The sequence below is a fragment of the Aeromonas sp. 603607 genome, from assembly GCF_049171595.1.
Lineage (GTDB): Bacteria > Pseudomonadota > Gammaproteobacteria > Enterobacterales > Aeromonadaceae > Aeromonas > Aeromonas veronii.
Window position 1 is genome coordinate 603,329 of record NZ_JAAKOV010000001.1, and the last position, 13,285, is coordinate 616,613.

Genomic DNA, 13,285 nt, shown 5'->3' on the forward strand with positions numbered 1-13,285 from the left:
CACTATGTATAAGCACTCTTTATGGGAAAGAGCTTATTGGCAAAGAGAGAATAACGAATACAAAAAAGGCCGTGCCCACGAGGGTCACGGCCTTCCACCATATCACTGAAGCACCACAGGATGCTGCACGTGCAATTCACTCATGTGTAATTAATGGCGTTCAGAGGCAAGGTTCAGGGTGTACTTGGGCAGTTCCACCACCAGATCCTCGTCCGCCAGTTTTGCCTGGCAGCTGAGACGGGATTCCGGCTCCAGCCCCCACGCTTTGTCCAGCATGTCGTCTTCCAGCTCGTCACTTGGCTCGAGCGAGTCAAAGCCCTCGCGCACCACGCAGTGGCAGGTGGTGCAGGCACAGGATTTCTCGCAGGCGTGCTCGATTTCGATACCGTTGCGCAGCGCCACATCCAGAATGGTCTCGCCGCTTTGCCCCTCGAGGGCGGCGCCATCCGGACAGAGTACGGGATGAGGAAGAATGATCAGTTTTGGCATATTACACCTTGTTGACGTTTTGTCCGGTCAGCACCTTGCGGATGGAGGCGTCCATCCGGCGGGCTGCAAACTCGCCACTGACAGCATCAGCTGCCTCAATGGCTTCTTTGATTTGATGGGTTGCGCCGCTGTTGCGCATGGTCAGCAGATGGGCGATGGCGGCATCAATCTCGGCACGCTCGGCTGCGTTCAGCAGGGCATCGCCATCGGCGGCCAGCGCCGCATTGAGACTCTCGACCACCCGGTCGGCTTCAACCTGCTGCTCGGCCAGCATGCGGGCATCCATATCCTGCTGGGCATTCTCGATGGAGGCACTCAGCATGTTGAGGATATCCTGCTCCGCCAGCCCGTAAGAGGGCTTGACCTGGATCTCGGCCTGCACGCCGGAGGATTTCTCCATGGCGCTGACCGAGAGCAGACCATCCGCATCCACCTGGAAAGTGACGCGAATATGGGCGGCGCCGGCTGCCATCGGCGGAATACCGGTCAGGGTAAAGCGGGCCAGGGAGCGGCAATCGGCCACCAACTCGCGTTCACCCTGTACCACGTGAATGGCCATGGCGGTCTGACCATCCTTGAAGGTGGTGAACTCCTGGGCGCGGGCAACCGGGATGGTGGTGTTGCGCGGGATCACCTTCTCGGCGAGGCCACCCATGGTCTCCAGACCCAGCGACAAGGGGATAACGTCCAGCAGCAGCATCTCGGCATCGGGCTTGTTACCCACCAGAATATCGGCCTGGATGGCGGCGCCGATGGCGACCACTTTATCCGGATCGATGCTGGTCAGCGGCGTACGCTGGAAGAACTCGCCCACCAGTTCACGCACCAACGGCACCCGGGTGGAGCCACCGACCATCACCACTTCCAGCACTTCCACCTGCTCAAGGCCCGCATCGCGCAGGGCGCGGCGACAGGCCAGCAAGGTCCGTTTCACCAGCGGGGTGATGAGTTCATCAAACTGGCTGCGGCTCACTGAACCCTGCCAGCCGGCAAAGGTGCAGGGAACGCTGTCGGTATCGGTGAGGCCGTGCTTGACGGCCGCGGCCACATCCAGCAATTCGCGCTGCAGATGGGCATCCAGCTCACCGGAGAGGCCCGCCTGCTCCTTGATCCAGTCTGCCAGCAGGTGATCGAAGTCATCGCCGCCGAGAGCGGAATCGCCGCCGGTCGCCATCACTTCAAATACACCGCGGTGCAGACGCAGGATGGAGATATCGAAGGTGCCGCCCCCCAGATCGTAAACCGCGATCACCCCTTCCTGACCGGAGTCGAGGCCATAGGCAATCGCGGCCGCAGTCGGCTCGTTGAGCAGGCGCAGCACGTGCAGACCGGCCAGACGGGCCGCGTCCTTGGTGCCCTGACGCTGGGCATCATCGAAATAGGCGGGCACGGTAATGACCACGCCATCGAGATCGCCCCCGAGAGTCTGGGCGCCACGCTCGGCCAGCTTTTTGAGAATTTCGGCCGAGACCTGCACCGGATTGACCAGCCCCTGACGGGTTTGCAGTTGCGGCATGCCATTGTCGGCGGCAACAAACTGGTAAGGTTGCTGGCGGGTATCGATATCGGCCAGCGCCTTGCCCATCATCCGTTTGACCGAGACGATGGTGTTGTGAGGATCGAGCGCCGCTTCGCGCTTGGCATCAATCCCGACCCGAATGGTGTCGCTCTGATAGTGCACCACTGACGGAAGCAGGTCGCGCCCTTGCTCATCGCAAAGGGTATCGGCGTGACCACTGCGAACCGCAGCGACGAGAGAGTTGGTGGTGCCGAGATCGATGCCGACGGCACGTTTGTGCTGATGAGGAACAGCGCTCTGGCCGGGTTCGGCGATTTGCAGTAATGCCATGGGTAATGAAACTTCCAGCGTTAAAGGATCAAGACTCGAGAAGCGAGTCTTCGAATCGTTCCAGCTCTTCGAGGAGCTTGTCGACAAACTTGAGTTTGCGAACGCAATCAGCGGCAACGAGATCTCTGCCGGCGGCAAGAGACTCGGTCAGCTGCTGCATCAACATCTGGTGATCATGCCTGATCTCGCTGCGAAAATCCTTGATGGCGCGCTCAGGGTCGGCGTCATCTTTCAGATCGGCCAGACGCTCGCGCCACTCCAGCTGCTGCATCAGAAACGCGCTATCTTGCAGGGTCTGCTGTTCACCACGGATATCAGTGCCACGCAGGGAGAGCAGATATTCTGCACGGCGCAGCGGCGCCTTGAGGGTGGTGAATGCTTCGTTGATCTGGGCGGCACGTTGCACCGCAGCCAGCTGCTCCCGTTCGGGGGAGGTGGCAAAACGATCAGGATGGAATTGGGTTTGCAGCTGGCGGTAGGTATCAGCCAACTGACGGGTATCGAGCTCGAAGCCTTCAACCAGCCCAAACAGCTCGAAATGATTCATGCAAACCTCTTGGAAACGTTCGCCACTACCTCACTCGCCCCTGGCAAATGAGATGTGGTTGAACGGGTCATGTGCGACCCGCTCAACCACAGACGAAGGATCATTGACGTCAAAAAACTCAGACACTGAAGCTTTCGCCGCAACCACACTCGCCTTTGGCGCATGAGAAGGTATTGTTGAACTAAACATATCTGACCCGTTCAACAACAGACGAAAGATCATTCACGTCAAACATCTCAGACACTGAAGCTTTCGCCGCAACCACACTCGCCTTTGGCGTTGGGATTATTGAACTGGAAGCCCTCGTTGAGGCCCTCCTTGACGAAATCCAGCTCGGTGCCATCCAGATGGATCAGGCTCTTGGCATCAACAATGATCTTGACGCCCTGCTGCTCGAACACCTTATCCTCATCGGTCAGTTCATCAACGAACTCAAGCACGTAGGCCAGACCGGAGCAGCCTGTGGTTTTGACGCCGAGGCGCAGGCCAATGCCCTTGCCCCGGTTAGCCAGAAAAGAGGAAACCCGTGCCGCGGCGGCATCTGTCATGGTAATAGCCATACTGCTCTCCGGCGCTTAGAGACCTTTCTTCTGCTTGTAATCGGCGATGGCGGCCTTGATGGCGTCCTCAGCCAGAATGGAGCAGTGGATCTTCACCGGTGGCAGGGCCAGCTCTTCAGCGATATCGGTGTTCTTGATGCCAGCCGCTTCGTCCAGGGTCTTGCCCTTGACCCATTCGGTCACCAAGGAGCTGGAGGCGATGGCAGAACCGCAACCGTAGGTCTTGAACTTGGCATCTTCGATGATGCCTTCGTCGCTGATCTTCAATTGCAGCTTCATCACGTCACCACAGGCGGGCGCACCGACCATGCCGGTTGCAACGCTGGGATCATTCTTGTCGAAACCACCGACGTTGCGAGGATTCTCGTAGTGGTCGATTACTTTTTCACTGTAAGCCATATCTCACTCCTGCTAATTCTGTTGCTCACTGACCCGGTGGATCAGTGATGAGCCCATTCGACCGTGTTCAGATCGACGCCGTCTTTGTACATCTCCCACAGTGGGGACATCTCGCGCAGACGACCGATGGAGTCACGAATAAGCTTGACCGCGTAGTCAATCTCTTCCTCGGTGGTGAAGCGACCCATGCTGAAACGGATGGAGCTGTGTGCCAGCTCGTCGTTCAGACCCAGTGCGCGCAGCACATAGGAGGGTTCCAGGCTGGCGGAGGTACAGGCCGAACCGGAAGAGACCGCCAAATCTTTCAGCGCCATGATGAGGGATTCCCCTTCCACATAGGCAAAGCTGACGTTGAGGTTGCCCGGAACACGTTGCTCCAGATCGCCATTGATGTAGACGGCTTCAATATCCTTGATGCCATTCCACAGACGCTGGCGCAGAGCCAAGATGCGCTCGCCTTCACTCACCATCTCTTCTTTGGCGATGCGGAAAGCTTCGCCCATCCCGACGATCTGGTGGGTCGGCAGAGTACCGGAACGCATGCCGCGCTCGTGGCCGCCACCGTGCATCTGGGCTTCCAGACGAACGCGGGGTTTACGGCGAACAAACAGTGCACCGATCCCTTTCGGACCATACACCTTGTGCGCAGAGACGGAGAGCAGATCCACTTTCAGTGCCTCCACATCTACCGGGATCTTGCCCACACTCTGAACGGCATCCACGTGCAGCAGGATCTTGCGGGAACGGCACAACTCGCCGATGGCGGCAATGTTCTGAACCACACCGATTTCGTTGTTCACATGCATGATGCTGACCAGGATGGTGTCATCACGCATGGCATTCTCGATCATCTCGATAGTGAACAGGCCGTTTGGCATCGGCTCAAGATAGGTCACCTCGAACCCTTCACGCTCCAGCTGGCGACAGGTATCGAGCACCGCCTTGTGTTCGGTCTTGGAGGTGATGATGTGCTTGCCCTTGCTGGCATAGAAGTGGGCAACACCCTTGATGGCCAGGTTATTGGATTCGGTCGCACCGGAAGTGAAGACGATCTCGCGGGGATCGGCACCGATCAGATCTGCCACTTGATTACGGGCCAGATCCACCGCTTCTTCGGCTTGCCAGCCAAAGCGGTGAGAACGGGAAGCCGGATTGCCGAACAGGCCATCCATGGTGAGACACTGCATCATTTTTTCTGCGACACGCGGGTCCACCGGACAGGTTGCCGAATAATCAAGGTAAATAGGCAGTTTCATGTTTTTCTCCGTCACAGTCCGGGTCATACAGAGTCCCGCTGTGGAAAGCACGTTTATAGTTGGACTTTCAAGCTCACATCGCCGTGTTCTGCCCGATCAACCAGGGACAACACGGTCTTCATTTGTTCATCTTGCTTGCCGGCAATGCGGCGCACATCGGCCTGGCGTACCAGCTCGGCCAGGGTGATATCCCCGAGGAAGCTGGAGATCCGCTCACTCAGATCACGCCACAGGGAGTGCGTCAGGCACTGGGTACCACCGTGGCAGCCGCCCTTGCCGAGGCACTTGGTGGCATCGACCGACTCATCGACCGCGGTGATCACCTGACCAACCGAAATCTCGCCTGGGGCCAACCCGAGGCGATAACCACCACCCGGGCCACGCACGCTGCTCACCAGACCATGTTTACGCAGGCGGGCAAAGAGCTGCTCGAGATAGGACAACGAGATGCCCTGGCGCTCGGAAATATCGGCAAGGGGGACGGGCCCCTGCTCTGCATGCAGCGCCACGTCGAGCATGGCGGTTACAGCGTAACGTCCTTTTGAAGTCAGTCTCATGTGCCTTACCGTCTTGCGAAGCAATTTAATGGGGCACATGGTCACATACCCGACAAAAACAGTCAAGTATATGGTTGAGTAAATCAGTCGGATTAATCCGGTACGCGCGCTTTCTGCACCGAGGTCAGAATACCGCGCAGAATGTTGAGCTCCGCCGCTTCCGGCCGAGCCCGATTGAACAGGCGACGCAGCTTGCTCATCACATGACCCGGATGGTCATCGGCAATAAAACCGGTCTTCATCAGGGTTTGTTCCAGGTGCTGATAAAACCCTTCCAGCTGGGCGGCACTCGGATAGGCCATTTCATCTTCAGGCTCGGCGGCCTGCCCCTGCAGCCAGCGCATCCGCACTTCGTAGCAGAGAGTCTGCACCGCCATGGCCAGATTGAGGGAGCTGTAATCAGGATTGGCCGGAATGGCCACGTGGTAGTGGCACTTTTGCAATTCGTCGTTGGTGAGACCAGTGCGTTCACGGCCAAACACCAGCGCGACCGGGTGCTGCATCCCCTCGACTACCGACTTTTCGCCGGCCTCACGGGGATCGAGCATGGGCCAGCTCAGGGTTCGCGAGCGGGCGCTGGTGCCAATCACCAAACCACAATCGGCGATCGCGTCGTCCAGAGTCGGGACGATACGGGCATTGGCAAGCACATCGCTGGCACCAGCCGCCAGGGCGAAGGCATTGTCATCCGGCAAGGCTTGCGGATCAACCAATACCAGCTGGGTCAACCCCATGGTCTTCATGGCGCGTGCCGCAGACCCCATGTTGCCGGTATGAGAGGTGTTTACCAAAACGATACGAATCTGATCCAACATGCCCAGTCAATCTTCAGTCAAAAATGGCGCGCAATTGTAACATAAGAGAACACGATGTTGGCACCGTAAAAGCCGAGCCATTTCAGAACAAAACCACCCGTTTGTATAACAAACCAGCATGAGGGAAGTGAGAGGGGGGGGACTAAACTTGATGGATATCCGATAAACGGCACAGGAGACACCACGCCATGCTTCCTCCCTTTATCTATGAGAGATTGCCCAGCCTCTACCTGCTGGCAGCCATTGCCATTATTACGTTGAGTGAACAGCCCCTGCTCTGGTTTGCAGGCGCCTTGCTGTTTATCGCCGGAGCGGTGACCTGGATGATGCGCTCCAGCTACCGGCGTACCGATCTGATTATCTTTCCGAGCAAACGCTGGCTACAGCCGGAGTGGCTGTATGAAGCGCAACCCTTTATCTGGCTGGCTGCGGGGCTGGCCATGTCACAGCTGCCCGCCCCTGCAGCACTCATCGCCTTGGTGCCCTGTCTGTGGGCCTGTCGTTGCCTCTGGGCACGGCACCATTATCGTCGCCATGCCCATGGGGTGATTGCCCACTTAAGACGGGATCCCGCCCGGCGCCGTCTGCACCGGAGCCTGCGCTGACGCGGTACGGGCGCGTTCGATAAACGTCGCCAGATCCATCAGGGGATACTTCATCAGGCTTGGCAAGCCATCGAGATCCAGACTGTCCATCAGGTTTTTCACCTCAAGACCCAGTTCGGTATCCCCTTCTATCTTCAGCTTACGCTGGAAAAAGAGCGAGTCCGGATCCTCTTTGCGACCAGCGATGAGGATCAGGTCGTTGGCAGTACCGCTGAAGCAGACATCGGCCTTGTCACACTCGCGAGCCACCACCAGCTGGCCATTCTGCTCACTGATAAACCAGCACAACTCCAGATCAGAGACTTCGACTTTCAGCCACTTGTCTGCCAGAAACTCGAAATCACCATCTTCGATAGCCTCTTTGAAAACCCGGGCCAGCAAACTCTCCATCAGCTGCTTTTGCAGATTGAACGGAACCAGCTTGAGGGGATGGCGCAAGAAGCGCGGAGCCTGTTCGACCAGGCGGCGTTGCAGTTGTTGAAACACGATAGACTCCCTTTTTTGCGCATTCAAACACAGGGAGAGCGGCAAGATCCTGTTGGAAATCAAACTTGTGCAGGGTTACCTCAAGAAGGGTAAAGCCACACAAAGCTGCCTCAGGTCAAAAAGCGGGAGTGCATGGCTGCATACAATCAGGGCTCGTTTGCCCTTCATATGCACTCTCGGAGCGTACCAATGGAATTACTCTGTCCGGCAGGCAGTTTGCCGGCACTGAAAACCGCCGTGGATAACGGGGCCGATGCCGTTTATATCGGTTTCAAGGATGACACCAATGCCCGCCACTTTGCCGGTCTCAACTTTACCGACAGCAAACTGGAGAAGGCGGTAGATTATGTGCATCAACATGGTCGCAAGCTGCATATTGCCATCAATACCTTTGCCCATCCCGGGGCCGATGCGCGTTGGAAACAGGCGGTTGATCGCGGGGTGGCCCTCGGCGCCGATGCATTAATCATCGCCGATCTCGCCGTGCTGGAATATGCCAGCCGCCACTACCCCGAGATGGAACTCCATGTCTCGGTGCAGGCCAGCGCCACCAATGCCGCCGCCATTCGCTTCTATCAGCAGCAATTCAATGTCACACGGGTGGTGCTGCCCCGGGTGCTCTCCATGCATCAGGTCAAGCAGCTGGCCCGCGAGACCGATGTTGGCCTTGAGGTATTCGCTTTTGGCAGCCTCTGCATCATGGCCGAGGGGCGCTGCTATCTCTCCTCCTACATGACTGGCGAGAGTCCCAACACCGTCGGCGCCTGCTCACCGGCCAAGTTCGTCCGTTGGGAAGAGACCCCGAATGGTCTCGAGTCGCGGCTCAACGAGGTGCTGATCGACCGCTACGGCCCAGGCGAAAATGCTGGCTATCCGACCCTGTGCAAGGGGCGTTTCGACGTGGATGGCCAGACCTACCACGCGCTGGAAGAGCCCACCAGTCTCAATACCCTGGGTCTCCTGCCCGAGCTCTTCAAGACCGGGATCCAGTCGGTCAAGATTGAAGGGCGCCAGCGCAGCCCCGCTTATGTGGAGCAAGTGACCCGGGTCTGGCGTGCAGCCATCGATGTCTATCAGGCCAATCCCGAGGCCTATCAGGTCAAAGCTGAGTGGGATGCCCAGCTCGCCCGCGTCTCCGAAGGTAGCCAGACTACCCTCGGCGCCTACCATCGTCAGTGGCAATAAGGAGTCCACCCATGCAATTTTCTCTCGGGCCTCTGCTCTTCTACTGGCCCAAAGCCGATACCGAAGCCTTTTACCATGCCGCTGCCGACAGTCAGGCCGACATCATCTATCTGGGGGAGACCGTCTGCAGCAAGCGACGCGAACTCAAAGTCGATGACTGGATTGCGCTGGCCCGTCAGATGGCCTGCTCCGACAAGCAGGTGGTGCTCTCGACCCTCGCCCTTATCTCCGCTCCCTCCGAACTCAAGGAGGTGAAGCGGCTGGTCGACAATGGCGACCTGATGGTCGAAGCCAACGATCTCGGTACAGTGCAACTCGCCTGGGAGGCAGGGATCCCCTTCGTCTGTGGCCCCGCCATCAACGCCTATAACGCCGATGTGCTGCGCATGTTGCTCAAACAGGGGATGAAACGCTGGGTCATGCCGGTGGAGCTCTCCCGTGACTGGCTGATCCAGCTCAATCAGGATCTGGGCTCCCTGCGCGACCAATTTGAGGTGGAGGTGTTTGCCTACGGCCATCTGCCGCTCGCCTACTCGGCGCGCTGCTTCACCGCCCGCTCCCTCGACAAACCGAAAGACAACTGCGAGCTCGCCTGCATCAACTACCCCACCGGACGACTGGCCAACAGCCGCGAGGGGCAGCGGGTGTTCAATCTCAACGGGATCCAGACCCAGTCCGGCTACTGCTACAACCTGGGTAACGAGCTGGCTGGTATGGAAGGTCTGGTAGATGTGGTCAGGCTTTCGCCGCAAGGGATGGAAACGCTGGAGATGCTGGCCCGCTTCAAAGCCAACCGGCAGGGCCAGGCTCCCCTCTCCTTGCAGCAAGGAAGCGACTGCAACGGCTACTGGCGCCAGATCCCTGGCATGAGCTTGGTGGAATAAGCCCAAGGGCAAAACATAAGATAATAGCGATCAAAAGGGGGCCATTAGGCCCCCCTTTCTAATCACTCATGTCGATAGTGACTTACTTGGCGCCATGCTGCTCCGCCAGATAGAGCCAGGTATCGACCACTGTATCGGGGTTGAGCGACACCGAGTCAATCCCCTGCTCCACCAGCCAGGCGGCAAAGTCAGGGTGATCGGATGGCCCCTGACCGCAGATCCCCACGTACTTGCCCGCCTTGCGCGCGGCCTGAATCGCCATCGACAGCAGTGCCTTGACCGCCTCGTTGCGCTCGTCGAACAGGTGGGCAATCAGCCCCGAGTCCCGATCCAGCCCAAGGGTGAGCTGGGTCATGTCATTGGAGCCGATGGAGAAGCCATCCACGTGCTCGAGGAACTTGTTTGCCAAGAGGGCATTGCTCGGGATCTCGCACATCATGATCACCTTGAGCCCCCGCTCGCCGCGGCGCAGACCGTTCTCGGCCAGGATGTCGATCACCTGCTCCGCCTCGCCCACGGTGCGCACAAAGGGGATCATCACCTCGACGTTGGTCAACCCCATCACATCGCGTACCCGCTTGATCGCCTCGCACTCGAGGGCAAAGCAGGGGCGGAAGCTGTCGGCGATGTAGCGGGATGCGCCACGAAAACCGATCATCGGGTTCTCCTCGTGGGGCTCGTAGCCACAACCGCCCACCAGATTGGCGTACTCGTTGGACTTGAAGTCCGACATCCGCACGATCACCCGCTCCGGCCAGAAGGCGGCCCCCAGAGTGGCGATCCCCTCGGTCAGCTTGGCCACATAGAACTCCCGCGGGCTGTCGTAACCGGCGATCATCTTGCCGATGGTGGTCTGCAGCTCTGGGGTTTGCTGGTCAAACTCCAGCAGCGCCTTGGGGTGCACGCCGATCATCCGGTTGATGATGAATTCAAGGCGCGCCAGCCCAACCCCTGCATTGGGCAACTGGGCAAAGTCGAAAGCGCGGTCCGGGTTGCCGACGTTCATCATGATCTTGATGGGCAGGCGCGGCATATTGCCCACCTCGGTCACCGCCACATCGAAGTCCAGCTCGCCGTCATAGATAAAACCGGTATCCCCTTCCGCACAGGAGACGGTGATCCGCTGGCCCGGCTGAATATGGTCGGTGGAGTTGCCACAGCCGACCACTGCCGGAATGCCCAGCTCGCGGGCGATAATGGCAGCATGGCAGGTGCGGCCGCCACGGTTGGTGACGATGGCGGAGGCCCGCTTCATGATGGGCTCCCAGTCCGGATCGGTCATATCAGTCACCAGCACGTCGCCGGGTTGCACCTCGTCCATCTGGCTGATGGAGGAGATGACCCGCGCCGGGCCCGCGCCAATCTTGTGGCCGATGGCACGCCCCTCGATCAACACCTTACCCGCTTGCTTGAGGGCAAAACGCTCGAGGGTGTTGGCCTCCTGACGGCTGCGCACGGTTTCCGGGCGAGCCTGCACGATATAGAGCTGGCCATCCTGACCATCCTTAGCCCACTCGATATCCATCGGGCGGCCATAGTGCTGCTCGATGATAAGGGCCTGTTTCGCCAGCGCCATCACCTCCTCATCGCTGATGCAGAAGCGGCTGCGCTCGGCCTCATCGGTGTCGACAATCTTCACCTGGCGGCCGTGACCGGCATCGTCCGAGTAGGTCATCTTGATAAGCTTGGAGCCGAGGGTCTTGCGCACCACCGCCGGGCGCCCCCCCTTGAGGGTCGGCTTGTGCACATAGAACTCGTCCGGGTTGACCGCCCCTTGCACCACCATCTCGCCAAGACCATGGGCCCCGGTGATAAAAACCACGTCGTTGAAGCCGGACTCGGTATCCAGAGTAAACATGACGCCGGAGGCGGCGAGATCGGAACGCACCATCCGCTGCACCCCGGCCGAGAGGGCAACGCCCTTGTGGTCATAGCCCTGATGCACCCGATAGGAGATGGCGCGATCGTTGAACAGGGAAGCAAACACATGCTTGACCGCCGTCATGACGGCATCGATGCCACGTACGTTGAGGAAGGTCTCCTGCTGACCGGCAAAGGAGGCGTCCGGCATATCCTCGGCGGTGGCGGAGGATCGCACCGCAAACGAGGCCTCGACTCCTGCACTCAACTTTTCATAGGCAACCCGGATCGCCTGCTCCAGCTCGGGCTGGAACGGGGCGTCGATCACCCAGTCGCGGATCTGCTGACCGGCCCGGTTGAGGGCGGCGATATCGTCCACGTCCAGATTGTCGAGAAGATGGTGGATCTTGCCGTTGAGGCCGCTTGACTCCAGAAACTCGTTAAACGCAAAGGCGGTGGTGGCAAAGCCCCCCGGCACGGATACGCCGGCGCCAGAGAGGTTGCTGATCATCTCGCCAAGGGATGCGTTCTTGCCGCCAACTCGTTCTACGTCCTGCATTCCGAGTTGTTCGTACCAGAGCACGTACTGTTGCACTTGGATGTCTCCAGGTTGGTGGGCACCGATGCCATAGCACCTCGTGCGCCCGATTTAATCGATGAGGTTATGGGTAAGTCAGGTGCGTTATTGTCTGTTTCTTCTGTTGCCAACGACCATGAAAACGTTTTCTATTGGTTTTCAAAAAAATCCCCGAGCAAGCGTTGGGGATGGTCGAATGACCGGAACATTCTACAATGGCGACACAAAAAGATAACGATTCAGGTTTGCAAGCCACTTCACAACTTGGGCACAGCAGACCGGTTGACAAAACAGGTATGGTTTCGGGAGATACTTCTCACCCCTTACCCCATGCGACCCCACCCGCGGTATCACAGGAGCCCTACGTGCACACCGTATTTTATGTTTCAGACGGCACCGCCATCACCGCCGAAGTGTTCGGCCACGCGGTACTGAGCCAGTTTCCGCTGGCCTTCGAGCAGATCACTATCCCCTTTGTGGAGACACTGGAGAAAGCCCGTCAGGTACGGATGCGGATCGACGAGCAGTTTCGCCAGACCGGGGTACGCCCCATTCTGTTTCACACCATCGTCGACCCGCTGGTACGGGAAGAGGTACTGAAATCGGAGGCGTGCGGCCACGACTTTCTCAATACCTTCGTCAGCCCGCTGGAGCAGGAACTGGGGGTCAAAGCCGAGCCCCGCCTCCACCGCACCCACGGCATGGAGAACCGCAAGCTCTATGACGATCGCATCGAGGCGGTCAACTTCGCACTTGCCAACGACGATGGCATCACCACCAGGGAGTACGATGAGGCGGACATCATCCTGATCGGGGTCTCCCGCTGCGGCAAGACTCCCACCAGCCTCTATCTGGCGCTGCAGTTCGGCATTCGTGCCGCCAACTACCCCTTTATCGAGCAGGACATGGGCATGCTGGAGCTGCCCGCCCCCCTCAAGGCCAACCGTCACAAGCTGTTTGGCCTCACCATAGCGCCGCAGCGGCTGCATGAGATCCGTAACCAGCGCCGTGCCAACAGCCGCTACTCCTCCATCGAACAGTGCGAGCAGGAGCTGGCCTGCGTGGAGCGACTGTTTCGCCAGGAGGCGATCCGCTTCCTCGATACCAGCTCCCACTCGGTGGAGGAGATCAGCGCCAAGGTCCTCGAGGCGACCGGTCTGCGCCGCCAGCTCTGTTAAGCCAGCTTGACAGCTGTCGGCATCAACAAAAGATAAAA

Annotated in this window: 14 protein-coding genes; 4 read left to right on the forward strand and 10 right to left on the reverse strand. The window is 58.8% G+C overall.

Features of this window, described 5'->3' with window-relative positions:
- Positions 1-150: 150 nt before the first annotated feature.
- The 8 genes from fdx to trmJ all read right to left on the reverse strand — a co-directional run bounded on the left by fdx (position 151) and on the right by trmJ (position 6,472).
- Positions 151-489: an ISC system 2Fe-2S type ferredoxin gene (gene fdx, locus G5315_RS02555; protein WP_005333808.1), complete on the reverse strand. Its 339-nt coding sequence runs from the start codon at positions 487-489 to the stop codon at positions 151-153.
- 1 nt (position 490) lies between these two features.
- The gene (gene hscA / locus G5315_RS02560; protein WP_149153151.1) at positions 491-2,338 is read right to left on the reverse strand and encodes a Fe-S protein assembly chaperone HscA; all 1,848 of its coding nucleotides are present in this window, start codon (positions 2,336-2,338) and stop codon (positions 491-493) included.
- 28 nt (positions 2,339-2,366) lie between these two features.
- Positions 2,367-2,885, reverse strand: a complete 519-nt coding sequence (hscB, locus tag G5315_RS02565; RefSeq protein WP_421332327.1) for a co-chaperone HscB — start codon at positions 2,883-2,885, stop codon at positions 2,367-2,369.
- A gap of 236 nt (positions 2,886-3,121) precedes the next feature.
- Positions 3,122-3,445 carry an iron-sulfur cluster assembly protein IscA gene (gene iscA / locus G5315_RS02570; protein WP_043823953.1) on the reverse strand — a complete coding sequence of 108 codons (324 nt, stop codon included), beginning with the start codon at positions 3,443-3,445 and terminating at the stop codon, positions 3,122-3,124.
- Positions 3,446-3,460: 15 nt separating this feature from the next.
- A complete protein-coding gene (gene iscU, locus G5315_RS02575) occupies positions 3,461-3,844 on the reverse strand; it encodes a Fe-S cluster assembly scaffold IscU (protein ID WP_005333813.1) in 384 nt (127 codons plus the stop codon).
- A 41-nt stretch (positions 3,845-3,885) separates the two neighbouring features.
- Positions 3,886-5,100 (reverse strand): IscS subfamily cysteine desulfurase, encoded by a 1,215-nt coding sequence (locus G5315_RS02580; RefSeq protein ID WP_013723838.1) that lies wholly within the window; start codon positions 5,098-5,100, stop codon positions 3,886-3,888.
- Positions 5,101-5,153: 53 nt separating this feature from the next.
- The gene (gene iscR / locus G5315_RS02585) at positions 5,154-5,657 is read right to left on the reverse strand and encodes a Fe-S cluster assembly transcriptional regulator IscR (RefSeq protein ID WP_026035025.1); all 504 of its coding nucleotides are present in this window, start codon (positions 5,655-5,657) and stop codon (positions 5,154-5,156) included.
- A 92-nt stretch (positions 5,658-5,749) separates the two neighbouring features.
- Positions 5,750-6,472: a tRNA (cytosine(32)/uridine(32)-2'-O)-methyltransferase TrmJ gene (gene trmJ, locus G5315_RS02590; protein WP_005359790.1), complete on the reverse strand. Its 723-nt coding sequence runs from the start codon at positions 6,470-6,472 to the stop codon at positions 5,750-5,752.
- 188 nt (positions 6,473-6,660) lie between these two features.
- Here trmJ and G5315_RS02595 point away from each other — a divergent pair, with 188 nt between their 5' ends.
- A complete protein-coding gene (locus tag G5315_RS02595) occupies positions 6,661-7,077 on the forward strand; it encodes a hypothetical protein (protein WP_139474391.1) in 417 nt (138 codons plus the stop codon).
- Here G5315_RS02595 and ubiT read toward each other — a convergent pair.
- Positions 7,030-7,563, reverse strand: a complete 534-nt coding sequence (gene ubiT / locus G5315_RS02600) for a ubiquinone anaerobic biosynthesis accessory factor UbiT (protein WP_101530750.1) — start codon at positions 7,561-7,563, stop codon at positions 7,030-7,032. The two genes, G5315_RS02595 and ubiT, sit on opposite strands and share 48 nt — an antisense overlap.
- A gap of 189 nt (positions 7,564-7,752) precedes the next feature.
- On the opposite strand from ubiT, the gene ubiU reads away from it, so the two are divergent.
- Together ubiU and G5315_RS02610 are read left to right on the forward strand one after the other, a co-directional pair.
- Positions 7,753-8,748, forward strand: a complete 996-nt coding sequence (gene ubiU / locus G5315_RS02605; protein ID WP_421262768.1) for a ubiquinone anaerobic biosynthesis protein UbiU — start codon at positions 7,753-7,755, stop codon at positions 8,746-8,748.
- A gap of 11 nt (positions 8,749-8,759) precedes the next feature.
- The gene (locus G5315_RS02610) at positions 8,760-9,632 is read left to right on the forward strand and encodes a U32 family peptidase (RefSeq protein WP_421332329.1); all 873 of its coding nucleotides are present in this window, start codon (positions 8,760-8,762) and stop codon (positions 9,630-9,632) included.
- A gap of 82 nt (positions 9,633-9,714) precedes the next feature.
- Here the strand turns inward: G5315_RS02610 and ppsA are convergent, their stop codons facing one another.
- On the reverse strand, positions 9,715-12,087 hold the full coding sequence (gene ppsA, locus G5315_RS02615) for a phosphoenolpyruvate synthase (protein WP_421332330.1): 2,373 nt from the start codon (positions 12,085-12,087) through the stop codon (positions 9,715-9,717).
- Between the two features lie 347 nt (positions 12,088-12,434).
- Here ppsA and ppsR point away from each other — a divergent pair, with 347 nt between their 5' ends.
- Positions 12,435-13,247, forward strand: coding sequence for a posphoenolpyruvate synthetase regulatory kinase/phosphorylase PpsR (ppsR, locus tag G5315_RS02620; RefSeq protein WP_005333888.1), 813 nt, complete (start codon positions 12,435-12,437; stop codon positions 13,245-13,247).
- Positions 13,248-13,285: the final 38 nt, after the last annotated feature.

What these genes read in the sequence shown, in the direction of transcription:
- fdx (WP_005333808.1), bottom strand. Translation starts at nt 489, where the DNA reads ATGCCAAAACTGATCATTCTTCCTCATCCCGTACTCTGTCCGGATGGC.
- hscA (WP_149153151.1), bottom strand. Translation starts at nt 2,338, where the DNA reads ATGGCATTACTGCAAATCGCCGAACCCGGCCAGAGCGCTGTTCCTCAT.
- hscB (WP_421332327.1), bottom strand. Translation starts at nt 2,885, where the DNA reads ATGAATCATTTCGAGCTGTTTGGGCTGGTTGAAGGCTTCGAGCTCGAT.
- iscA (WP_043823953.1), bottom strand. Translation starts at nt 3,445, where the DNA reads ATGGCTATTACCATGACAGATGCCGCCGCGGCACGGGTTTCCTCTTTT.
- iscU (WP_005333813.1), bottom strand. Translation starts at nt 3,844, where the DNA reads ATGGCTTACAGTGAAAAAGTAATCGACCACTACGAGAATCCTCGCAAC.
- G5315_RS02580 (WP_013723838.1), bottom strand. Translation starts at nt 5,100, where the DNA reads ATGAAACTGCCTATTTACCTTGATTATTCGGCAACCTGTCCGGTGGAC.
- iscR (WP_026035025.1), bottom strand. Translation starts at nt 5,657, where the DNA reads ATGAGACTGACTTCAAAAGGACGTTACGCTGTAACCGCCATGCTCGAC.
- trmJ (WP_005359790.1), bottom strand. Translation starts at nt 6,472, where the DNA reads ATGTTGGATCAGATTCGTATCGTTTTGGTAAACACCTCTCATACCGGC.
- G5315_RS02595 (WP_139474391.1), top strand. Translation starts at nt 6,661, where the DNA reads ATGCTTCCTCCCTTTATCTATGAGAGATTGCCCAGCCTCTACCTGCTG.
- ubiU (WP_421262768.1), top strand. Translation starts at nt 7,753, where the DNA reads ATGGAATTACTCTGTCCGGCAGGCAGTTTGCCGGCACTGAAAACCGCC.
- G5315_RS02610 (WP_421332329.1), top strand. Translation starts at nt 8,760, where the DNA reads ATGCAATTTTCTCTCGGGCCTCTGCTCTTCTACTGGCCCAAAGCCGAT.